Below are 21,227 nucleotides of genomic sequence, written 5' to 3'. Positions count from 1 at the left end.
CCCAGCACTCCGAGAACCTGCTCAACGATCGCGCGGTGCCCGCCGGCCCCATGGATTCCCCCCACATAGGCACGCCCCCCAGCGAGGACCAGAACCAGCCCCAGGGCCCCGGCCGCGGCTCGGACCTGAGCCGCGACCCCTCGGACCCCGACCGCCGCTTCGTGACGGCGGGCCAGATCAGCGGCTCCCGCACCCCGCCGCCCGAGCGCCAGCAGGAGCTCTGGAACACCGTCTTCGGCGACAACTACCAGACCATGGGCGACCAGGACTCCCTGGACGACGACGAGCCGGGCAAGCCCGTCTGGATCTACGCGCTCGGCGGGTCCGTGGCGATCGCGCTGGTCGCCGCGCTGCTGTGGGCGTTCCTCGCCGGACCGCTGGCCGGCGAGGAGCCCTCCGGTGCCAACGTCGCGGCGGCGCCCACGACGCAGAAGCCGACCACCGCCAAGACCTCGACCTCGATCGGCCCCTTGCCGAAGTACTCCGGCAAGGCCTCCCCCGTCATCGGCCGGGTGCCGGACGCCGCGGCCGGGATCTCGGTCCCGCGCCTGGGCGGCACCTGGCAGCTGGACCAGCGCGCCACGGTCAAGGGCACGTACGGCTTCGACACCCGCCAGTACGTCCAGGTCGCACCGGACAAGTACGCCCAGGTCCTGTCGGGCCCGCTGTCGCCGAAGCTGGCGTCGTACTACGAGCAGGACAACCTGGAGCCGGTCATCAAGCAGGTGGTGCTGACCGCCCGCAAGAAGTTCTTCCCGGTGGACAACAAGGTCCGCAAGATCGCCCAGCAGCCGATCAAGGTGGGCGACCAGACGGGACGGCTGATCGCGTACTCGCTGACGTCGGAGACCGAGAAGGCCACGATCATCACCATGGCCGTCAACACCGGCGGCAGCGTCCCGGCGATCGTCTACATGTCGATCCCGTCGGAGAGCAAGCAGCTCCTTCCCGACATCCGCACGGTGATGAACCAGCTCAAGCTGGGCACCCAGTCCTGAGCCTCCCGGCAGGGCGCGCCGCCGCCCTGCCGGGATCATCGGGTCAGAACGTGCACTCCATGTGCTTGATGCCGTTGATGAACATGGAGTGCAGCCGGTCCGGCCGACCGGCCTCGATGTGCGGCACGCGGCGCAGCAGCTCGCGGAACATCACCGTGATCTCCCGTCTGGCCAGATGCGCGCCGAGGCAGAAGTGCGGACCCGGGCCGCCGTAGCCGACGTGCGGGTTGGGGTGGCGGGTGATGTCGAAGCGGTACGGGTCCTCGAACACGGCCTCGTCCCGGTTCGCGGCCCAGTAGAACAGGACCGCCTTCTCGCCCTTGCGGTAGAGGTTGCCGTTCATCTCGAAGTCCCTGGTGACCTTGCGGCGCATGAAGTTCACCGGGGAGGCCAGGCGGACGATCTCCTCCACGGCCCCGGGGGCGTGGCCGTCGATGTCCTCCAGCCACCTGGCGCGCTCGCCGGGGTTCTTGGTGAGCAGGCGCAGGCCGTACGAGATGGCGTTCCTCGTGGTCTCGTTGCCGGCCACCACCAGCAGGATGAAGAACGAGCCCAGCTCCTGCATGGAGAGCCGCTCGCCGTCGATGTTGGCGTTGACCAGGGAGGACGTCAGGTCGTTCGTGGGGTTGCCGGCGCGCTGGGCGGCCAGGTCCTGGACCAGCTGCTGCAGCTCCATGCCGGCGTTGAGCAGGCGGGTGGCGATCTCGTTGACGTCGGTGCCGCCGTATTCGGCGTCGAAGCCGCCGAGGATGGTATTCGAGCGGTCGAAGACGAACTGGTAGTCGCGCTCGGGGATGCCCATCATGTCGCAGATGATCTTCAGCGGCAGGCGGGCGGCCACCTCGGTCACGAAGTCGCAGCCGGATCCCTTGGCCAGGAGGTCGTCCACGATGCCGGCCGCCGCCGTCTCCACGTCCGCCTCGAACTGCTTGATCATCTTGGGCGTGAACGCGCGGGAGACGATCCTGCGGAGCCTGGCGTGGCGCGGATCGTCCATGTTGATCATCGAGCCGAAGTACTCGGCGAACTCCGCCGGCATGTCCGGGATACCCGTCGCCCCGCCGTCGCCCGAGCAGAAGACCTCCGGGTTGCGGCTGGCCTCCAGGATGTCGGCGTGCTTGACCAGCGCGTAGTAGCCCGGCCCCTTGGGAACGAAGCCGAGCTCCATCTCCTCGAAGAACGCTGGGGTCTCACGGGAGCGCAGGCGGTCGAACGCCTCCTCCCGCTCGCCCATGGGCCTGGCCCAGAAGTCACGGTCCGACAGGTCGAAGTCGAGGACGCTCATAAGACCATCATTCGAAAAGCAGCCACTTACGTCAATGGGTATGACGTACACCGTACGTGCGTGGGCGGAAAATCTGTGGCGCCTGATGCCGGTCCGGCCCTAGGGTGACCTCCATGACCTTCTTCTACCTGCGTTAGCGATCCGCCGGCGGATCGCGGACCACCCACCGCCGGCGATGCGGGACGGCTGAGCGAGCGCCGTCCCGGGTCGCGACGTGGGAGAAGGACACGTGCATACTTTTGCCGTGGCCAGGGCGGTGCACGGCATCGAGCCCCTGGTGGCCACGGAGATTCGGCGTTCCAGGCTCGGTGTGGTGCGCGGGCTGCGCCATCGCGAGGTGTGGTTCGAGGCCACGGACGAGGCGGGGCTGCTGGGCCTGCGTACGGCGGATGACGTGCTGCTGGCCGCCGCCGTGGTGGACGGGGTCGGCCACGACCGCTCCGCCCTGCGCCGGCTGGCCAGGGCGGCCCGCGAGGTGACCGCGGAACGGCTGGCATGCCTGGCCGGCGGGTTTCCGGACGCGGGCCGCCCGCGCCCGCCGGGCGGCGGGCCGATGGGCACGGACGGGACGAGCGGCGGGCTGGAGGTGTCGGCGTCGTTCGTCGGGCGGCGCAACTACAGCAGGTTCGAGATCGAGGACGCGGTGGGGGCCGAGCTGGCGCGGCTGCTGCGGCTGCCGTACCACTCGAGGAGGGACGGCGGGCGACCGCCGCGGGACGCGATGTCGTGGCGGGTCACGATCGAGGGCGACCAGGCGGTCATCGCGCTGCGGCCGGCCGACCGGCCGCTGCACCGCAGGCCGTACAAGACGGCCTCGATCCGGGGCACGCTGCACCCGCCGGTGGCCGCCGCCATGGCGGAGCTGGCGCGGCTGGAGGGCGCGGGCACGGTGCTCGACCCGTGCTGCGGCGCCGGCACCACACTGATCGAGGCCCACGCGTTCGCGCCTCACCTGCGGCTGCTGGGCTTCGACCACAGTCCGGACGCGCTCCAAGCCGCGGCCGCCAACGCACGCGCCGCCCTGGACGACGGCGCCACACACCCGTCTCCAAGACCGGAAGGCCGATCTCCTTTCACGGGCGGGTCGCCAATCGAGGGCGGCTCGTCGTTCGAGGACCGATCGCTGATCGCGGGCTTGTCGCCGCCAGAGGACCGGTCGCCGTTCGGGTGGGCTGTGGCGGATGGCGGGCGGATTCCGGTGTCCGATGGCGGCGCCGATCGCGTACTGGTGAACCCGCCCTGGGGGCGCCAGGTGCCGCCGCAGGGCCTGCTCGCCGGGGACCTCGGGCTGCTGTGGCGGGAGGTGCGGCGGGTGCTGGCCGACGACGGGCTGGCCGTGGCGCTGGTCCACGACGGGATCCCCCGCGGGTTCGCCGTGGAGGAGACGGTCCGGGTCAGCCTGTCAGGACAACACCCGGTGATCGCCGTGCTCAGGAAGAGAACCGCGAGACGATGACCCTCAGGACGCCGGGCCGAGCCAATCCAGGATGAGCCGGTTGACCTCGGCGGGCCGTTCGAGGTGGAGGAAATGCCCCGCGCCCGCCACCTGCTCGGCCCGCGAGCCGGCCGGCAGGTGGCTCAGCGCGTCCTTGGCCAGCTCGGCGCCCAGGCAGCCGTCCTGGGCGCCGTGCAGGTAGAGCACGGGCCCGGTCACCCCGGGCTCGACGGCCGGGTAGCGGCCGGACCGCGGCGTGGTGCCGAGCATGGCCCGGTAGTAGCCGATGGCCGCGCCCAGGTTTGCGGGCTCGCCGATGCTGCGCCGCACGAACTCCAGGTCCTCGCGCGCGTCGTAGCCGGGTGACCAGTCGCGCCAGAGGTTCTCGATGAAGCCAGGGCTGGCGGCGGCCGCCTCGGCCACGGCGGTCTGGAAGAGGAAGACGTAGAACGAGCGCTTGAGCTGCTCGTACTCCAGGAATCCGGCGCCGAGCGAGCCGGGCGGCGGCACCGCGAGCGTGACGGCGCGGCGGAAGCGGCCGGCGGTCGGATAGACCGGGAAGGCGCCCCAGTCGTGCCCGATGACCACGGCGTCGGCATCGCCGCCGAGCTCCTCGTGCAGGGCACGGACGTCGGCGACGAGCGCGGCGTCCTCGTACGCGCCGTCGGCGGGGATCTCGGTGGGCGCGTAGCCGCGCATGAACGGCGCGACCGCGCGGTAGCCGTGCTCGGCCAGCGCCGGCATCAGGTGGCGCCAGGTGTGCGCTGTGTCCGGGAAGCCGTGCAGGCACAGCGCGAGCGGCCCTTCACCCACGGTCAGATACGCGAACTCCACCCCGTTGGCGTGGACAGTCCTGATCTCCATGACTGCGAAACCTAGCACTCGGCCCTGTTCGAGGAATACCGATGCGCGTATGCACTCACGCCGTCCCGGTACCACGACGCTTCTGATCGCCTGACGCCGGTCAGAAGGTCCAGCGCAGGTGCTTGATGCCGTTGATGAAGTTGGACAGCAGGAAGTCGGGCTCGCCCACGGACCTGATGCCCGGCAGACGGGTGAACAGCTCGCGGAACATCACGGTCATCTCCCGGCGCGCCAGGTGGGCGCCCAGGCAGTAGTGCGGCCCTGGCCCGCCGAAGCCGACGTGCGGGTTGGGGTCGCGGGCGATGTCGAACGTGTCCGGGTCGGTGAAGACGGACTCGTCGCGGTTGGCCGAGTTGTAGAAGAGCAGCACCTTGTCGCCCTTCTTGTACGCGGTGCCGTTCATCTCATAATCCTGCGTCAGCGTGCGCCGGAACTGGATCACCGGCGTCGCATACCGGACGATCTCATCGCAGGCCGGGACGATGCGGCCGTCGAAGTCGCTCAGCAGGAGCTCGCGCTGCTCGGGGTGGTCGGTGAAGAGCTTGAGCCCGTACGCGATGGCGTTGCGGGTGGTCTCGCTGCCGGCCACCACCAGCAGGATGAAGAACGAGCCCAGCTCCTGCGACGACAGCCGCTCGTCGCCGTTGACCAGCAGGCTCACCAGGTCGCCCGTGGGCCGCCTGCGCCGCTCGTCGCCCAGCCGGGCGGCCAGCCGGTTGAGCGAGAAGCCGGCGTGCAGCAGTTTGGCCAGGCCGCGGGCGACGTTGACGCGGCGGAAGTCGGGGTCGATGCCGGTGTACTCGGGGTCGGCGTTGCCGAGGATGACGTTGGTCCGCCGCAGCACCATGTCATGGAATTTGGCGGGGATCCCCATCATGTCGCAGATGACGCGTACGGGAAGCTCCGCCGCCACCTGGGCGACGAAGTCGCCCGGACCCTCCTGGACCGCCCGATCGACGATCTCCGCGGCGGCCCTGGCCAGGTCCTCCTCCATCTTCGACAGGATGCGCGGCGTGAACGCCCGGGAGACGATCCGCCGTAGCCGCGCGTGCCGCGGGTCGTCCATGTTGATCATGGAGCCGAAGTAGACGCTCAGCCAGCGTGGCATGTCGGGGATGCTGTTGGAGCACGGCTCGCTGCTGAACACGGCCGCGTTCCTGCTGGCCTCGGTCACGTCGGAGTGGCGGACGAGGGCGTAGTAGCCGGGGCCGCCGCCGATGAACGGCACGGCCTGCTCCGGCACGAACACCGGATGGTCCAGCGCGCGCAGCTTGCGGAAGGCCTCCATGCGCTCGGCCTGCGGCAACCCCCAGAACGGGATCTGCGACAGGTCCAGGTCCGTGAACAGCGTCATACTCTCTAAGATTTGTGCAAGTGCCCACTTACGTCAAGAGTCACTTACTTCCGCTTCGCGATCAGGTCGGCCCCCTTCTCGCCGATCATGATGGCCGGGGCGTGCGTGTGGCCGCGGTTCAGCGTCGGCATGATCGACACGTCCACGACCCTCAATCCCTCGACCCCGCGCACCCGCAGGGAGGGGTCCACGACCGAGGCGTCGTCCGTGCCCATGCGGCAGGTGCCGGCCGGGTGGTAGAGAGTCTCGCCGCGCTCGCGTACCCACTGGGCGATCTCCTCGTCGCTCTCCGGCGCCCAGTACGGCGCCATCGGCCCGCCCGCGTACGGCTTCATCGCGGTGGTGGCGAACACCTGCTTGGCCATCTTCAGCCCCGCGACCAGCCGCTTGACGTCGGCCTCCGCGGCCAGGTAGCCGGGGTCGATCACCACGTCCCGGCCGCTGAGCCCGATCCTGCCGCGGCTCTCCGGCTGCAGCAGCACGACGCCGACGGTGATCCCGTGACCGGTCGGCGGGGTGAGGCCGTGGTCGACGAACGGCGCGGGCGCGAAGATCAGCTCGATGTCGGGCGCGGGCTCCTCGGCCGAGGTCCTGAGGAACGCGACCGCCTCGCCCACGTTGGTGGTGAGCATGCCGGAGCGCAGCACGATGTACCGCAGCAGGTTCACGATCGACTCGGCCTTGGTCAGCGTCACCGGCTGCTTGCATTCGATGTACACGGCCGTCGCGAGGTGGTCCTGCAGGTTCTTGCCGACCTCGGGCAGGTCGTGCACGATCTCGATCCCGGCGTCGCGCAGCTCCTCGGCCGCGCCCACGCCCGAGCGCATGAGCAGGTACGGCGAGCCGATCGCGCCCGCGGACAGGATGACCTCGGCCCTGGCCCTGACCTGGGCGCCGCCACTGTGCTCGATGCCGATCGCGCGCCGGCCGTCGAACATCACCCGGTCCACGGTCGTCCCGGTGATCACGGTGAGGTTGGGCCGCTTGGCCGCCGGCCGCAGATAGGCGTCGGCGGAGCTCCACCTGCGTCCACGGTTCTGGGTGACCGGGGTGGGGCTGTAGCCCTCGTTGGAGCGCCCGTTCAGCTCGCCGAGCCGCTCGAAGCCGAGCTCCTCGCACGCCCTGAGGAAGGCCGCAGTGGTGACGTTGGGGCTGCGCAGCTCCGAGACGTACAGCGGGCCCGACGTGCCGTAGACGTTGCCGCGGTTGCTGCCGACGCGGCGCTCGGCCCTGGTGAAGTACGGCAGGACGTCGTCGTACGACCAGCCGGGGACGTCCCACTGGTCGTAGTCCCGCTGGCAGCCGCGTACCCACATCTGGGCGTTGAGCGAGGACGACCCGCCGATGACCCGGCCGCGCGGCCAGTAGAGCTCGCGGCCGGACATCTCGCCCTGTTTGGCCGTGGTGTAGTTCCAGTCGTATTCGGTCTTGAACAGCTTCTTGAAGCCCGCGGGCATGCGGATCTCGAGCTTGTCGTCCTGCCCGCCCGCCTCGACCAGCGCCACCGACACGGCCGGATCCGCCGACAGCCGGTTGGCCAGCACGCAGCCCGCGGATCCCGCACCGACGATCACATAGTCGTACTCCATGGCCCCTCCGAGGGGTAAGTAACTTCCTACTTGCTTACTCCAGGCAAGCCCACGCGTCCATATCCACTTGTCATCCCTGTTACCTCCTGTGGGCCGCGTTCAGCGGACCACAGGAGGGTGCGAACGAAATTCGCCCTACCGGTCGGTATGCGGATGCTGCAAAGATGGCGCCGAAGCCGACTGAGAGGGAGGAAGGCGTCATGCTCAATCTGTCGATCGTCCTGGAGGACAGCGCCAGGAACACCCCCGACGGCACCGCCATCGTCTTCGGCGACATGCGGCTGCCGTACTCCATGATCGACACTGTTGCCAACCAGGTGGCGAACCTGCTGGTGGCGCGTGGTATCGGCAAGGGGGACAAGGTGGCGCTGGCGTGTCCCAACCTGCCGTACTTCCCCTTCGTCTACTTCGGCATCCTCAAGGCCGGCGCGACAGTGGTGCCGCTGAACGTGCTGCTCCAGTCGCGGGAGATCGCGTACCACCTCGACGACAGCGACGCCAAGGCGCTGTTCTGCTTCGAGGGCACGCCGGAGCTGCCGCTCGGCGAGCGCGGCAAGGCGGGCTTCGAGGCGGCCGAGGGCTGCGAGCACTTCTTCGTGCTGCCCGCCACCCCGCTCGCGACCGAGTCGGCGTACGGCGAGTCGATCTGGGCGGCGCTCGGCGGGACGGCGACCGAGTTCGAGACCGCGCAGACGGCGCCCGACGACACCGCGGTGATCCTCTACACCTCGGGCACCACGGGCCAGCCCAAGGGTGCCGAGCTCAGCCACCAGAACATGCTGATGAACGCCATGGTCAGCGACAAGATGTTCCCCCGGAACGAGGACGGCGCCGACACGTACCTGGCGGTGCTGCCGCTGTTCCACTCCTTCGGCCAGACCGTCGTCATGAACACCGGCTTCCTGCGCGGCGCCACCGTCGTGCTCATGCCGCGCTTCGAGCCGGGCGAGGCGCTGGCGCTCATGCTCAAGGAGAACGTCACGTTCTTCGCCGGGGTCCCGACGATGTACTGGGGCATGCTCACCAAGATCCACGCGGAGGGCGTGGAGGTGCCGCGCTCGCTGAAGGTGGCCGTGGCGGGCGGCGCGTCGTCGCCGGTGGAGGTGCTCAAGGACTTCGAGCAGACCTTCGGCATCGGCATCCTGGAAGGCTACGGGCTGTCGGAGACCTCGCCCGTGGCCAGCTTCAACCAGCTGGGCCGCCCCACCAAGCCCGGCACGGTCGGCACCCCCATCTGGGGCGTGGAGATGAAGCTGATCGACGGCGACTGGAAGACCGTCGAGGGCGAGGGGCCCGGCGAGATCGTCATCCGCGGGCACAACATCATGAAGGGCTACTACGGCCGGGCCGAGGCGACGGCCGAGGTCATGAGGAACGGCTGGTTCCGCACGGGCGACATCGCGACGCGTGATGCGGACGGCTTCTACTCCATCGTCGACCGGGCCAAGGACATGATCATCCGCGGTGGGTTCAACGTCTACCCGCGGGAGCTCGAAGAGGTCCTGATGACCCACGAGGCCGTGTCGCTGGCCGCCGTGGTGGGAGTGAAGCACGAGTCCCACGGCGAGGAGGTCAAGGCGTACATCATCCGGACGCCGGGCGCGACGATCACCGAGGACGAGCTGATCGCCTGGTGCAAGGAGAACATGGCGGCCTACAAGTATCCCCGGATCATCGAGTTCCGCGAGAGCCTGCCGATGACGGCCACGGGCAAGATCCTCAAGCGCGAGCTCCGGTAACCGGCCGGACCGTCCTTCCGTTATTTCAGGTGAAGGGAGCCGAGCGATCCCGATAGCGTCATTGGTCATGCGGGATCGGCCGGAGGGATTCGACGAGGGGCTGCTGCGGCCCGCGCTGCGCGAGTGGGGGATCGACGCGGGCACGGTCGACTATGCGCCGGTCGGGTTCGGTGACTATCACTGGGTCGCGGACGGGCGGTGGTTCGTGACTGTCTCGGACGTGCGGCGCAAGTCGTACGAGGAGCTCCGGCCGGCCATGGACACGGCGCTGGCCCTGCGTGAGGAGGCGGGGCTCGGCTTCGTCGTCGCGCCGCTGCGCGCGGCCGACGGCGCGACCCTGCGGCGGCTCGACCGTCATCGGTACGCCATGAGCGTCTTCCCTCTCGTCGACGGTGCCGTCGGCCATTTCGGGCAGGAGCCGGCCGCGGAGGTGCGTGGCCTGGTCATCGACCTGCTCGCCGAGCTGCACGGTACGCCGGCACCGATCTCGACTCCGGTCCGGCCGGTGGAGCTGGCGGGACGGGCCTGGCTGGAGGACTCCGTCCGCGAGTCGAACCGGCCGTGGCTGGGCGGCCCGTACGCCGAGCCCGCCAGGGGTCTGATCGCGGACCACGCCGGGACGCTGCGCCGCCGGTTGGAGGAGCTCGACCGGCTGGCCGAGAAGGGCGGCGAGCCCGTCGTCACGCACGGGGAGCCGCACCCGGGCAATCTGCTGCGGGCGGGAGATCGGCGGCTTTCGCTGGTGGACTGGGACACGGTCGGGCTGGCCGTCCCTGAGCGCGACCTGTGGCATGTCGCCCGGGGCGCGGCCGACCTCGCCAGGTACTCCGACCTCACAGGCCGCACCCCGGCCCCTGCCGCGCTGGAGCTCTACCGACTGCGGTGGGCCCTGGACGACGTGGCCGAGTTCGTGGCGTGGTTCCGCTCGCCGCACGGGCGCACGCCGGATGCCGAGCAGGGGTGGAAGGGACTCTCGGCCACCCTGGACGAGCTGGCGCGGTAGGCCCGGCAGGCGTTGGGACGATCTCCGTATCCGTCGGCCGGAACTCCGCTGGCCTCGGCCGGGGCGCCGGGTGAAGATCGATGAAGGAGTGGGCGGGTGTCGACGGCCACCTCGACAGCGACGCACTTCTCGCCTGCCTCGACCTGACGGCCGTCGAAGCCGCCCGCGTACGGGACTTCCGGCGGCTGCTCGCGTTCAACTGGTTCCTCATGCTCGGCCCGGACGGGCCCTTCGCCGCCCGCAACCCGCCCGGCGCCCTCGAACGGCAGGCCGAGCGCTTCCTCGCGCTGCTCGGCGACGCCCGCTGAGGCGTTCGCCATTCGATTCCAACTGATTGTAATCTTGTGGTAACACTATGCAATCAGGCGAGGCAAGGAGGACCCGTGGGCAGGCACGAGAAGCCCCACAGCCCCAAGGACAACCCGGACGAGGCCAAGGAGGGCTCCAACGCGAACCAGCATCAGGAGAGCCGCGGCAAACACGCCGCGCAGCCCAAGGACAAGAAGTAGCTCACATGGTGAACAGGTAGTTGCGCCGCCGCGTACTCACCCGGTCCGTCCGGTTCCAGCGGCGGCCGTGCCAAATGTGCATGCGGTAGCCTCGCTCGATCAGCGAGCCCGCCACCTCGGCGGAGGTCCTGCCGTATTTGTCGAGATGGCGGTCCTCGATCTCCAGCAGCAGCGTGGGACGGTGCTGGTCGATGGTCCACTCCGCCCCTTTCAGCACCTCCGCCTCGAATCCCTCCACGTCCACCTTCATGAAGTCCACCCGCGAGATCTCCCGCAGCTCGCACACCCGGTCGACGCTGTACACCGGCACCTCCAGCGTCCTCGCCGCGCGGAACCGACCGGGATGCTTCAGCCCGTCCTGCATGTGGGCCCAGCCGTGGATCGGCACGCCGAACCGGTACGGCAGCCGCAGCCTCTGATATCCGGTGAACGACCCGAGCGCGGCGTTGGTCACCCGCACGTTGCGCACACCGAACGCGCGCGAACCCGCCTCCAGGATCCGGTACGGCATAGGCAGCGGCTCGAAGCTGTGCACCTGGCCGGCCGGTCCGGCAAGTCTGGCCAGCGGATAGGTGTACATCCCGTAGGCGGCTCCGACGTCGAAGCAGACCGCTCCCGGCCGTACGAACCCGGCCAGCCCGAGCAACTCGGGCTCGCTGAGCGACACCATGGCTCCTACTCTGATCATGCCGGTGACGGTACGGAGGGGGTACGGGACGGCGAATCCCCCTCAGGAGCGCAGTCGCGGGCTCCGGCGTACCGCTGAAGGGGGATTGCCCGGAACGACCAGACCGCTCTCGTAGGCGAGCACGACCGCCTGCGCCCGATCGCGCAGTCCGAGTTTGGCGAAGATCCGGCCCACGTGGGACTTCACCGTCTCCGCGGCGATCGTCAGCTCCTCGGCGATCTCGGCGTTGGCCAGCCCGGCCGCCACCAGCCTGAGCACGTCCAGCTCGCGGGGGGTCAGCGCGTTCAACCGCAGGGCCTCCCGCTCGTCGACGGCCTTCCTGGTCGCGAACTCCTCGATGAGTCTGCGCATCACCGTGGGGGCGAGCAGCGCCTCACCGGCGGCGACGACGCGTACGGCGGTGATGAGGTCGGCCGGGGGCGCGTCCTTGAGCAGGAAGCCGCTGGCCCCGCCGCGCAGGGCGGCGTAGACGTAGTCGTCGATGTCGAAGGTGGTGAGGATCAGCACCTTCGACTCGCGGCCCGCCTCGGTGATGCGCCGGGTGGCCTCCAGGCCGTCGAGGTTGGGCATGCGGACGTCCATGAGCACGACGTCCGGCCGCAGGTCGCGGACCGCCGCCACCGCCTCCAGGCCGTCTGCGGCCTCCACCACCACCTGAAGGTCGGGCTGCGCGGCGAGCAGGGCCGCGAACCCGGCCCTGATCATCGGCGACCAGCACCGTGATCATTCACCATCTCCCTTCGGCAGCCTCGCGCGTACGGCGAAGCCTCCCCGGTCCGTCGCCGCGGCCGTGAGCTCGCCGCCCAGCGCCGCCACCCGCTCGCGCATGCCGACCAGCCCGAGCCCCGCCCCCGGCTGCGCCGGGCCGGCCGCCCGGGCGGGGCGCTCGTTCTCCGCCTCCACGATCACGGTGTCGCCGTCGGCGCGGACGGTGACGGCGGTACGGGCGCCCGGCGCATGGCGGACGACGTTGCTCAGCGCCTCCTGGACGATCCGGTAGACGGTGACGGACTCGACGGGAGACAGCGGCGGAGCCGGTTCGGCGACCGTGAGCTCGACGGGCACGCCTGCCCGCCGTACCGACTCCACGAGCCCGCCGAGGTCGCCCAGCCCCGGCTGCGGCGCGGTCCGCGGCGCGTCGTCGGAGCCGCGCAGCGCGCCGAGCACGTGCCGCATGTCACGCAGGGACTCGCGGGCGGCGGCGTTGATGGCCGCGAACTCCCGCGCCGCCGCCTCGCTCACCCCGCCCTCGACCCGGTACGGCGCGCTGGCGGCCTGCACGGCGATCACCGACATGTGGTGAGCCACCACGTCATGCAACTCCCTGGCGATCCGGGCCCGCTCCTCCAGGAGTTGCCGCCGTCCGAACTCATCGGCGACGCCGAGCGTGGCAAGCCGCCGCGCTTGCCTGGCGTGGCCGAGGATCACGGCGAGCGACAGGGCCAGCGCCCACGCCAGCAGGCTTCTGGCCGCCATGTCCGGCTCCATGCCCTGCGGAGCGGTTATGGGCTCTGGACGCGCGTCATCCGTCGCCGAGCAGGGCCGTGGCCATCCTCTGGACGGAACGGGTGAAGCGGCGCGGGTCGCCGGGCGGTGTCAGGTGGCGGATCAGGTCACCGTCGAAGACCGCGAGGATGGCGTGGGCCAGGAAGTCGGCATCGAGGTCGGGGCGTTCGGCGGCGAGCAGGGTGCTGAGGTGGCGGTGCCAGGACCGGTAGCTGGGGTCGCCGTACTTGCCCTCGGCGCAGGACTGCTCGTGCGCGGCCAGCAGGATGGCATTGCCCTCGGCGATCGCGCCGAGGGCGTCGAGGAACGCGAGCAGCCGCTGCCGGGCGGGCGCGCCCGGCCCGAGGGGCGGGGGGTCGTTCGTGACCGCGTCCCGCAGGGCTCTTGATCTCTCCTCCAGGAGCGCCTGCAGCAGTCCGGCACGGCTGCCGAAGCGGCGGAAGACCGTGCCCTTGCCGACCCCGGCCAGGGCGGCGACGCGATCGAGCGACACATGATCGCCGCCGCCTTCGGCCAGGAGCCGCTCGGTCGCCCGCAGGACCGCCTCGCGGTTGCGCACCGCGTCGGCGCGTTCAGTCCGAGGTTCGGTGGTGCCTTCCCTGCGGCTTTCGGCCATTGCGAACCCACTCCCTATTGCGGACTACCGGTCCGCATATGCTAGCGTGCCACACCATCCGGACTGCCAGTCCGGATACCCGCCCCCTCTATCCGGAGATGACCATGCGCGCTCTCGTCGTCGATCCCGACGTCCCCGGCTCCCTGCGCCTCGGCACGGCTGCCGAGCCGGTGCCCGCACCCCACCAGCTGGTGCTCGACGTCCGGCACATCTCGCTCAATCGCGGCGAAGTCGCCTTCGCCGGGCGGCGTCCGCCAGGGACCGTCCACGGCTACGACGCCGCGGGCGTCGTAGTGCGAACGGCGGCGGACGGCAGTGGACCGGCCGCGGGCACGAGGGTCGCGGCGTTCGGCGCCGGAGCGTGGGCACAGCGGATGGCGGTGGACACCACCGCGGTGGCCGAGGTCCCCCACCAGGTCGATCTCGCCGAGGCCGCCGCCGTCCCGATGGCCGGCGTCACCGCGCTGCGCACCCTGCGCTCTCACGCCATCCTGGGCCGGCGCGTGCTGATCACCGGCGCGGCCGGCGGGGTCGGCCGGTACGCGGTCCAGCTGGCCGCCATAGGCGGCGCTTATGTCATCGCCTCGGTGGGTTCGGCGCCCCGCGCTGAGGGCCTCGCAGAGTTGGGCGCCGATGAGGTGGTGATCGGCCTGGACGGCATCGACCGGCCGGTCGACGTCATCCTCGACACCGTGGGGGGACCGCAACTGCCCGCCGCCTGGGACCTGCTCGCGCCGGGCGGTGGCGTGCAGAACATCGGCTGGGCGTCGGACGAGCCGGCGGTGTTCGAGCCGTACTCGCTGTTCTCCATGGGTCCGGCCAAGACGATGAGCACGTTCGGCGACGTTCACGAGGTCGGACCCGATCTGGCCACGCTGCTCGGTTTCGTCGCGGCCGGGAGGCTGTCACCGGAGGCGGCCTGGCGGGGTTCTTGGGAGCAGGTCGCGGAGGCTTCCCGAGCGCTGCTCGACCGGCGGATCGCGGGCAAGGCGGTCCTGGACGTCACACGGCTTGCGTAGCCTGCAAGTTACGCTGCACCTTGTGCAAGGCCCTCTCCATGGTTGCGAGGACCGCGCCCTTCTGAGGTCGAAGGGGCGGAGCCCCTAGGGGGCGCTGCCTGAGCCATCGCATGGCGCGCAGTGCCCCCAGGGTGAGGACCTTGCTTTTCGGCCTGGGAAAACCAGGAGTATCGGGAGAGCCGGGGGGTTCGGGGTCAGGGCCAGTTGAGGGCTGGGCGGAGGGGGATGCCGGAGAGACCGTTCTGGTCCAGCTTTACGCCCAGGACCTGGTGGAGCTGGACCTTGTTGCGCTCGAAGCCGACGATGCAGCCGGCCATGTACAGGGCCCACACCCGGGCCGTGCCCATGCCGACCTCCTGGACCGCGTCCTCCCAGTTGGCATCCAGGTTGTCGCACCAGTGCCGCAGGGTCTTCGCGTAGTGTTCCCGGAGGTTTTCCTCGTGGCGGATCTCGAAGCCGATGTCCTCCATCTGCCGGATCAGCCAGCCCACCGACTCCAGCTCGCCGTCGGGGAAGACGTACTTGTTGATGAAGCCGCCCTTGTTGAACGTCTTCTCTTTGCCGGTCGGCCGGGTGATGCAGTGGTTCAAGAGGCGGCCGCCGGGCTTCAGCTTGCTGTACAGGAACTCGAAGTACGACGGGACGTTGGCCTTGCCGATGTGCTCGGTGAGGCCGATGGAGCTGACCGCGTCGAAGCCGGTCTCCTTCACGTCCCTGTAGTCCATGTGGCGGACCTCGGCCAGGTCCTGCAGGCCCGCGTCGGCGATGGCCTTCTGGGCCCACTCCGCCTGCTGCTTGCTCAACGTCACGCCGAGCACCTCGACGCCGTAGTGCTCGGCGGCGTGCATGGCCATGCCGCCCCAGCCGCAGCCCACGTCCAGCAGGCGCATCCCGGGTTTGAGATCCAGTTTGCGGGCCACCAGGTCGAACTTGGCGTACTGGGCCTCCTCCAGCGTCGACTCCCCTGAGGGATAGACGGCGCAGGTGTAGGCCATGGACGGCCCGAGGACCCACTCGTAGAAGCGGTTGGAGACGTCGTAGTGGTGGTGGATGGCCTCCGCGTCACGCTGCTTGGCGTGGCGGGAGCCCAGCTTGGCCAGGGTGCTCTGGCGGATCTCCTGTGGCGGCGCCGGCACCCGCATGAGCAGCGGTTTGAGGCCCAGCGAGCGGACCGCGGCGAGCTTCTCGGAGGTTCTCAAATCGTTGGTCGTGATGTTCCACATGCGGTCGAGCAGGGTGTACAGGTCGCCGTGCACGTCAATGTGACCGGCGATGTACGCCCTGGCCAGACCCAGTTCCCCCGGGGCCTGAGCCATGTAGGCGACCGCGATCGGGGACTTGACCTCGAGCGCGAGATCTGCCCCGTCCGGACCCGCCTTACTGCCGTCGTAGGCCATGAACGCGACGTTCGCGTCCGTGCCGACGATCTTCTCAAAGATGGTTGCGAGAGCCATCGACCTCACCTTCCCCGCACACACTTGTCGTACAAGTCCAGCAGGCGACCGTTCGGGTCGTATTCCCGCTTGACCGGCCAGTAGGCGTCGCCGTTGTACAGCTGCCAGAACTGCTCACGGGCGTAGAAGGACGTCGAGTAGAGCGACTTGTGCCCGTCGAGGTCGTGCACGGTGTTCTCGATCAGCCGGTTGTAGTAACCGTCGAACTGCCCCCGTGGCAGTGGCACCATTCCCCAGAAGCCGAAGTTGACGTACAGCTTGCTGGGCTCCAGAGGATAAAGCGGCCAGCGGGAGGCGGCCCGCAGCGGGCACATCCACACCGGCGTCATGCCGACCTTGTCGTGGAAGAACTCAAGGAACTCCGCGCCCCGCTCGATCGGCGCCTCCACGTCCTGGATGACCGACTCCTGGACGGGCTGGCCGCGCCAGCGGTCGACGCGGGCGGTCACGCCGAGCTTCCGGTCGAGGGCGACCAGGCGGCGGTAGACGTCGGAGCGCATCCAGCGGCGCGGCATGAGCGAGCGGACCACCGGCTGCTGCACGCCGAAGGCGCGCGAGCACCAGAACCAGTCGGTGTCCCAGCGCCACAGGTAGTCGCGCACGGTCAGCCAGTCGCGGTTGCGCTGCCTGATCGACTGGTAGTAGATGCGCATGCCGGTGTAGTCGGACACGTAGGGCGCGCGGTCGGCGAAGCGGCCGACCGTGACGTACATTTCGCCCGGGCTGAAGTAGACCCCGTCCACGAAGTCGACGCTCTCGCCGTCGTGCACCATGCTGTCGCAGATCTCCTGCATGGCCAGCATGCACTTGGCGGCGTCGGTGAACTTGACGTGCGTGAGGTGGACGTACGGCTGGACCTTGCGCAGCCTGATCTTGATGCGGAGCGCGTAGCCGAGCGTGCCGTAGGAGTTGGGGAAGGCGCGGAAGAGGTCGCGGTGCTCATTGTCGTCGCGGGCCACGATGATGCGCCCGTCGCCGGTGAGGATCTCGAGCTCCTCGACCGACTCGTGCGGCAGGCCGTCCCTGAAGCTGGTGGACTCGATGCCGAGCCCGGTCACCGCGCCGCCGAGGGTGATGGTCTTGAGCTGCGGCACCACGTACGGCATGAGCCCGTGCGGCAGCGTGGCGTCGACCAGGTCTTCGTACGTGGTCATGCCCTGGACCTCGGCCGTCATGGTCTCGGGGTCGACGCTGATGACCTCGTCGAGATCCCTGGCCGAGAGCTTGGCCGTCTTCGCGGTGTCGCGGAACCTGAAGAGGTTGGACGTCGACTTGGCCAGCCGGGGCGCGGCGTCACCCGGGATCTCGGCGTACGACTGCCGGATCTGCTCTACTGCCCGTTGGTGTGTCGACATCGTCGTCACGGAAGCACCCCCTTGAGCCGGTAGAGATCGTCCGTAAGACGGTATCTCTCGCGAGCGATCTCGACCAGACCGGGGTCGTTAAAGACACGAAAACTGTTCATAGTGCCAGGTGAAATGCCTATGTAGAAGATGAATCCGTAAATTTTCTACCGATGACAGGGGATACTCCGTTCAGCACCCCGTCCACCTCGCGGCCCTCGATCGCGGCGGTGAGGTTGTCGAGGGTGGCCGCGAGCAGGCGGCCGGTTGCCTCCGGAGTGACGCCGGCGACGTGCGGGGACAGCAGGACGTTCGGCAGGTCGCGCAGCGGGTCGCCGGCGGGCAGGGGCTCGACGTCGAACACGTCGAGCGCGGCTCCGGCCAACGCCCCGTCGCGCAGGGCCTGGACGAGCGCCTGCTGGTTCACGACACCGCCGCGCGCCGCGTTCACGAGCAGGGCGCCGGGCTTCATGCGGGCCGGGTCGATCAGGCCGCGGGTCTGGTCGGACAGCGCGATCACGACGACCACGACGTCGCTGGACGCCACCAGCGTGTCCAGGTCCTCGAAGCCGGGCTCCTCCCGGGGCGTACGGGTCCAGAACGACACGTGGCAGCCGAGCGCGCGGAACATCTCGGCGCAGGCGGCGCCGATCGGGCCGTAGCCGACCACGCCGACGCGACGGCCGCGCAACTCGTGCGGCTGTAGGCCCTGCTGCGGCCACTCGCCCGCGCGTACGGCGGCGTCGGCCGGGCCGAGCTTGCGCGACAGCGAGAGCGTGGCGGCCAGGCACCACTCCGAGACCGCGACGGCGCTGACACCCGGCGTGTTGGCCAGCGGCACCCCGGCCGCGGCCAGGGCGTCGAGATCGTGGCCGTCGACGCCCACGGAGGGCTGTTGCACGAAGGCCAGCCGGGGCGCGGCCTTGACCGCGCCGGCGTCCAGCACGAGGGTGCTCGTCCAGTCGCCGAGCACGATCTCCGCCTCCGGCAGCGCCGCCACGAGCGCGTCCCTGTCGCGGGCCGCGGGCACGCGTACGTCCACCCGGTCGCCCAGCGGGGCGAGCAGGCGGCGCATCAGCTCCTCGGGGAGCGGGGGCAGGGCGAGCAGGTTCCAGGGGCTCATGCCCCCACAGTAAAGCTGCTGATCACCTGCCGCATCAGCCCTCTGCTGCGCGGCCACTGATTCTCGGCGACGGTCCAGGACAGGATGTACGCGGTGTCGCCGATCGCCAGCGCCCGGCGTACCTCGCGATAGCGCGTGCCTGCCGTGACCCACGGCGCGTCGCCCGTCTCGCCCGCCGTCCAGGAGAACTCCCACTCCACGGCCTTGACGCCCTGGTGGACGACGGTACGGCGGCCGCGGTTCACCACGTTCTGGGCGTTCTGCCGGAGCGTCTCCTCCGAGCTGATGAGGACCTCGTCCGGGTCGAGGTTGGAGTAGATGGCCTGGACCCCGAGATGGGCGTTCCCGTCCCGGCGCGTCCATTCGGTGTAGGCCTCGTCGAGCGCGCCCTTCCAGCCGGTCGGCCGCATGATCGACCAGCCGTCGCGCGACCGCCATGCCCGCACGGCCGGGACGACCCTGGTCGCGCTGGGCGTCGGGGTGGCCGTCGCGCTCGGTGTCGGCGTCGCGCTCGGCGTGAGCGGGCTCGTCGCGGCGGCGGCCTGGGCGGTGGCGCGCGGGGCGCCTTCGGCGGGGGCGGCGAACCTGAAGTACGCGACCGCCCCGGCCGCGATCACCAGCACCGCCGCCGCGCCCGCCGCCACGAGGGCCCGGCCGGGGCCGCGGCTCTTCTTCTCGGGCACGTCGCGGTCGGCGGCGGCCGGCTTTGCCGCGGCGATCGCCGCGAGCAGCCGGTCGGCCTCCTCGGCGTCCACCCGGTCCTCCGGCTCCTTCCGCAGGAGACCGCGCAGGACCGGATGCATGATCGGCGGGATGCGCCGGTAGTCGGGCTCCTCGGTGAGCAGCGCGTTGAGCGTGGCCATGGGGTCGCCCCGCTCGAACGGCGAGCGTCCCACCATGCACGCGTACAGCGTGGCGCCCAGCGACCACAGGTCGGAGGCCGGTCCCGCGTCGACGGCGCGGACCCGTTCCGGGGCCAGGAAGCTGGGCGAGCCGGTGACCATGCCGGTCCTGGTGAGCGACGGATCGCCCTCGACGGTGGCGATGCCGAAGTCGGTGAGCACGGCGCGGCCGTCGTCGCTCATCAGGATGTTGCTCGGCTTGACGTCCCGGTGCAGGACCCCGGCCGCGTGAGCGGCCTTCAGCGCCGACAGCACCTGCCTGCCGACGTCGGCCGCCTCGCGTACGGGCAGGGCGCCCGTACTGAGCACGATCTCCTCGATCGTCGGGAAGCGCAGCAGCTCCATCACGATCCACGGGCGGCCGCCCTCCTCGACCACGTCGTAGATGCCGACGACGGACGGGTGGTTGAGCTTGGCGGCCGTGCGCGCCTCGCGGACGGTACGCATCAGCTGGCGTTCCTGGTCGCCCGGCGACAGCCCGTCGGGCAGCAGCACTTCCTTGATGGCGACCTGCCGGTTGAGCAGCGTGTCGCGGCCTTCCCAGACCACGCCCATCCCCCCGCGGCCCAGTTCGCGCAGTAACTCGTACCGCCTGGCGATGAGCCGGTTGCTGTCCGAAACCATGTCCGTCCCCTGTAGACCACCACAACCAGTGGGCAAGTTTCCCATACCTCCAACGGGTTCGTCCGAAGGTCACGAAGGCGGCTTGCCACAGGTCACCGAATGTTGTTCTACTGAAGGTCCACACCAAGGAGATGCCGAATGTCTGAAGTCCGCCCGGGGCCGCTGGCCGGGGTGCGCGTGCTGGAGCTCGCCGGGCTCGCTCCCGGGCCGTTCGCGGGCATGATGCTGGCCGACCACGGCGCCGAGGTGCTGCGCGTGGACCGGGTCAAGGCGGTCTCCGACAAGCCGCGCACGGACGTCATGGATCGGGGCAAGCGCACGATCGGGCTGGACCTGAAGGCGCCCGAGGGCGTGGCGGCGTTCAAGGAGCTGGCGCGGCACGCCGACGTGGTGATCGAGGTGTTCCGGCCGGGCGTGGCCGAGCGGCTCGGCATCGGCCCTGACGACCTGCACGCGGTCAACGAGCGGCTGGTCTACGGCAGGATGACCGGCTGGGGGCAGGACGGGCCACTGGCCTCCACGGCCGGGCACGACATCGACTACATCGCGATCTCCGGGATCCTGTCGATGCTGGGCCGCGAGGATGACAAGCCGACGCCGCCGATCAACATCCTCGGCGACTTCGCCGGGGGCGGGCTCATGCTCGCGTACGGGGTGCTGCTGGCCCTGTTCGAGCGGGAGCGCACCGGGAAGGGCCGGGTGATCGACGCGGCCATGATCGACGGGGCGGCGATCCTGTTCTCGATGTTCTACCAGGCCGTGCAGAGCGGCTTCTGGGGGCCGCGCGGCACGAACCTGCTGGACACGGGCGCTCCGCAGTACGACACGTACGAGACCGCCGACGGCCGGTACGTGGCGGTGGGGTCCCTGGAGCCGCAGTTCTGGGAGGCGATGGTGACCCTGATGGGGCTGACGGACCTGCCCGACAGGAACGACCGGGCCCAGTGGCCCGCGCTGAAGGCCCGCCTGGCCGAGGAGTTCAAGACCAGGACCCGGGCCGAGTGGGAGGCGCTCTTCGAGGGCTCGGACGCGTGCGTCTCGCCCGTGCTCTCCATGCCGGAGGCCGCCGCCCATCCGCACAACGTCGCCCGGGGCGGCTTCACCGAGATAGGCGGGGTCACCCAGCCGATGCCCGCGCCCCGCCTGCTGGGCGTGCCCGCCCCGGACCTCCTGTCT

The 21,227-nt window shown here is 70.1% G+C and carries 20 protein-coding genes; 8 read left to right on the top strand and 12 right to left on the bottom strand.

The features are described from left to right. A partial coding sequence (locus EJK15_RS71765; protein ID WP_171075103.1) for a hypothetical protein occupies positions 1-998 on the top strand: 998 nt, incomplete at its 5' end. 43 nt (positions 999-1,041) lie between these two features. On the opposite strand, the gene EJK15_RS55130 is transcribed toward EJK15_RS71765, so the two are convergent. Further along, the gene (locus EJK15_RS55130) at positions 1,042-2,283 is read right to left on the bottom strand and encodes a cytochrome P450 (protein ID WP_138718459.1); all 1,242 of its coding nucleotides are present in this window, start codon (positions 2,281-2,283) and stop codon (positions 1,042-1,044) included. Positions 2,284-2,512: 229 nt separating this feature from the next. Here EJK15_RS55130 and EJK15_RS55125 point away from each other — a divergent pair, with 229 nt between their 5' ends. Continuing rightward, a complete protein-coding gene (locus tag EJK15_RS55125; RefSeq protein WP_138718458.1) occupies positions 2,513-3,739 on the top strand; it encodes an RNA methyltransferase in 1,227 nt (408 codons plus the stop codon). 3 nt (positions 3,740-3,742) lie between these two features. On the opposite strand, the gene EJK15_RS55120 is transcribed toward EJK15_RS55125, so the two are convergent. From EJK15_RS55120 to EJK15_RS55110, 3 genes are all read right to left on the bottom strand, one after another. Next, on the bottom strand, positions 3,743-4,582 hold the full coding sequence (locus EJK15_RS55120; RefSeq protein WP_138718457.1) for an alpha/beta fold hydrolase: 840 nt from the start codon (positions 4,580-4,582) through the stop codon (positions 3,743-3,745). A 100-nt stretch (positions 4,583-4,682) separates the two neighbouring features. After that, positions 4,683-5,936: a cytochrome P450 gene (locus EJK15_RS55115; protein WP_138718456.1), complete on the bottom strand. Its 1,254-nt coding sequence runs from the start codon at positions 5,934-5,936 to the stop codon at positions 4,683-4,685. A gap of 44 nt (positions 5,937-5,980) precedes the next feature. Further along, positions 5,981-7,525 (bottom strand): GMC family oxidoreductase, encoded by a 1,545-nt coding sequence (locus tag EJK15_RS55110; protein ID WP_138718455.1) that lies wholly within the window; start codon positions 7,523-7,525, stop codon positions 5,981-5,983. Positions 7,526-7,725: 200 nt separating this feature from the next. Between EJK15_RS55110 and EJK15_RS55105 the strand changes: the two genes are divergently transcribed. From EJK15_RS55105 to EJK15_RS76795, 4 genes are all read left to right on the top strand, one after another. Then, positions 7,726-9,264 (top strand): long-chain-fatty-acid--CoA ligase, encoded by a 1,539-nt coding sequence (locus EJK15_RS55105; protein WP_138718454.1) that lies wholly within the window; start codon positions 7,726-7,728, stop codon positions 9,262-9,264. 67 nt (positions 9,265-9,331) lie between these two features. Next, positions 9,332-10,267, top strand: coding sequence for an aminoglycoside phosphotransferase family protein (locus tag EJK15_RS55100; protein ID WP_171075102.1), 936 nt, complete (start codon positions 9,332-9,334; stop codon positions 10,265-10,267). An 80-nt stretch (positions 10,268-10,347) separates the two neighbouring features. Next, positions 10,348-10,575, top strand: coding sequence for a hypothetical protein (locus EJK15_RS55095; protein WP_138718453.1), 228 nt, complete (start codon positions 10,348-10,350; stop codon positions 10,573-10,575). Positions 10,576-10,650: 75 nt separating this feature from the next. Then, entirely contained in the window at positions 10,651-10,776 is a 126-nt protein-coding gene (locus EJK15_RS76795; protein WP_276615540.1) for a hypothetical protein, read from the top strand. A gap of 1 nt (position 10,777) precedes the next feature. Here EJK15_RS76795 and EJK15_RS55090 read toward each other — a convergent pair whose 3' ends face one another. From EJK15_RS55090 to EJK15_RS55075, 4 genes are read right to left on the bottom strand one after another with little or no spacing between them, the layout of a single operon-like run. After that, positions 10,778-11,464 carry an FkbM family methyltransferase gene (locus tag EJK15_RS55090; RefSeq protein ID WP_138718452.1) on the bottom strand — a complete coding sequence of 229 codons (687 nt, stop codon included), beginning with the start codon at positions 11,462-11,464 and terminating at the stop codon, positions 10,778-10,780. Positions 11,465-11,506: 42 nt separating this feature from the next. Then, positions 11,507-12,169, bottom strand: a complete 663-nt coding sequence (locus EJK15_RS55085; RefSeq protein WP_138718451.1) for a response regulator — start codon at positions 12,167-12,169, stop codon at positions 11,507-11,509. Positions 12,170-12,187: 18 nt separating this feature from the next. Further along, on the bottom strand, positions 12,188-12,940 hold the full coding sequence (locus tag EJK15_RS55080) for a sensor histidine kinase (RefSeq protein WP_206061726.1): 753 nt from the start codon (positions 12,938-12,940) through the stop codon (positions 12,188-12,190). 46 nt (positions 12,941-12,986) lie between these two features. Beyond that, positions 12,987-13,586: a TetR/AcrR family transcriptional regulator gene (locus tag EJK15_RS55075; RefSeq protein ID WP_138718449.1), complete on the bottom strand. Its 600-nt coding sequence runs from the start codon at positions 13,584-13,586 to the stop codon at positions 12,987-12,989. A gap of 104 nt (positions 13,587-13,690) precedes the next feature. On the opposite strand from EJK15_RS55075, the gene EJK15_RS55070 reads away from it, so the two are divergent. Continuing rightward, positions 13,691-14,605 (top strand): zinc-binding dehydrogenase, encoded by a 915-nt coding sequence (locus EJK15_RS55070; protein ID WP_171075101.1) that lies wholly within the window; start codon positions 13,691-13,693, stop codon positions 14,603-14,605. Positions 14,606-14,799: 194 nt separating this feature from the next. Here EJK15_RS55070 and EJK15_RS55065 read toward each other — a convergent pair whose 3' ends face one another. The 4 genes from EJK15_RS55065 to EJK15_RS55050 form a co-directional block, all read right to left on the bottom strand. Then, the gene (locus EJK15_RS55065) at positions 14,800-16,059 is read right to left on the bottom strand and encodes an SAM-dependent methyltransferase (RefSeq protein ID WP_138718448.1); all 1,260 of its coding nucleotides are present in this window, start codon (positions 16,057-16,059) and stop codon (positions 14,800-14,802) included. 5 nt (positions 16,060-16,064) lie between these two features. Continuing rightward, complete coding sequence (locus tag EJK15_RS55060) at positions 16,065-17,414, bottom strand: FAD-binding oxidoreductase (RefSeq protein ID WP_138718447.1); 1,350 nt, start codon at positions 17,412-17,414, stop codon at positions 16,065-16,067. 127 nt (positions 17,415-17,541) lie between these two features. Continuing rightward, a complete protein-coding gene (locus EJK15_RS55055) occupies positions 17,542-18,525 on the bottom strand; it encodes an NAD(P)-dependent oxidoreductase (protein ID WP_138718446.1) in 984 nt (327 codons plus the stop codon). Continuing rightward, on the bottom strand, positions 18,522-20,051 hold the full coding sequence (locus tag EJK15_RS55050) for a serine/threonine-protein kinase (RefSeq protein WP_171075100.1): 1,530 nt from the start codon (positions 20,049-20,051) through the stop codon (positions 18,522-18,524). Before EJK15_RS55050 ends, EJK15_RS55055 begins: the two co-directional genes overlap by 4 nt. A 138-nt stretch (positions 20,052-20,189) precedes the next feature. Here EJK15_RS55050 and EJK15_RS55045 point away from each other — a divergent pair. Next, positions 20,190-21,227: CaiB/BaiF CoA transferase family protein (locus tag EJK15_RS55045; RefSeq protein ID WP_138718444.1), on the top strand; the 1,038-nt coding region annotated here is incomplete at its 3' end.

It is taken from the genome of Nonomuraea basaltis (genome assembly GCF_005893125.1).
Taxonomy (GTDB): Bacteria; Actinomycetota; Actinomycetes; order Streptosporangiales; family Streptosporangiaceae; genus Nonomuraea; species Nonomuraea basaltis.
Note: the sequence above shows the minus strand (reverse complement) of the source record. Positions and strands in the feature narration are given on the sequence as shown.

Bases quoted from the DNA above. Each gene is read 5' to 3' on its own strand.
- EJK15_RS55130 (WP_138718459.1), bottom strand. From the start codon at position 2,283: ATGAGCGTCCTCGACTTCGACCTGTCGGACCGTGACTTCTGGGCCAGG.
- EJK15_RS55120 (WP_138718457.1), bottom strand. From the start codon at position 4,582: ATGGAGATCAGGACTGTCCACGCCAACGGGGTGGAGTTCGCGTATCTG.
- EJK15_RS55115 (WP_138718456.1), bottom strand. From the start codon at position 5,936: ATGACGCTGTTCACGGACCTGGACCTGTCGCAGATCCCGTTCTGGGGG.
- EJK15_RS55110 (WP_138718455.1), bottom strand. From the start codon at position 7,525: ATGGAGTACGACTATGTGATCGTCGGTGCGGGATCCGCGGGCTGCGTG.
- EJK15_RS55105 (WP_138718454.1), top strand. From the start codon at position 7,726: ATGCTCAATCTGTCGATCGTCCTGGAGGACAGCGCCAGGAACACCCCC.
- EJK15_RS55100 (WP_171075102.1), top strand. From the start codon at position 9,332: ATGCGGGATCGGCCGGAGGGATTCGACGAGGGGCTGCTGCGGCCCGCG.
- EJK15_RS55095 (WP_138718453.1), top strand. From the start codon at position 10,348: ATGAAGGAGTGGGCGGGTGTCGACGGCCACCTCGACAGCGACGCACTT.
- EJK15_RS55090 (WP_138718452.1), bottom strand. From the start codon at position 11,464: ATGATCAGAGTAGGAGCCATGGTGTCGCTCAGCGAGCCCGAGTTGCTC.
- EJK15_RS55085 (WP_138718451.1), bottom strand. From the start codon at position 12,169: ATGATCAGGGCCGGGTTCGCGGCCCTGCTCGCCGCGCAGCCCGACCTT.
- EJK15_RS55080 (WP_206061726.1), bottom strand. From the start codon at position 12,940: ATGGCGGCCAGAAGCCTGCTGGCGTGGGCGCTGGCCCTGTCGCTCGCC.
- EJK15_RS55075 (WP_138718449.1), bottom strand. From the start codon at position 13,586: ATGGCCGAAAGCCGCAGGGAAGGCACCACCGAACCTCGGACTGAACGC.
- EJK15_RS55070 (WP_171075101.1), top strand. From the start codon at position 13,691: ATGCGCGCTCTCGTCGTCGATCCCGACGTCCCCGGCTCCCTGCGCCTC.
- EJK15_RS55065 (WP_138718448.1), bottom strand. From the start codon at position 16,059: ATGGCTCTCGCAACCATCTTTGAGAAGATCGTCGGCACGGACGCGAAC.
- EJK15_RS55060 (WP_138718447.1), bottom strand. From the start codon at position 17,414: ATGTCGACACACCAACGGGCAGTAGAGCAGATCCGGCAGTCGTACGCC.
- EJK15_RS55055 (WP_138718446.1), bottom strand. From the start codon at position 18,525: ATGAGCCCCTGGAACCTGCTCGCCCTGCCCCCGCTCCCCGAGGAGCTG.
- EJK15_RS55050 (WP_171075100.1), bottom strand. From the start codon at position 20,051: ATGGTTTCGGACAGCAACCGGCTCATCGCCAGGCGGTACGAGTTACTG.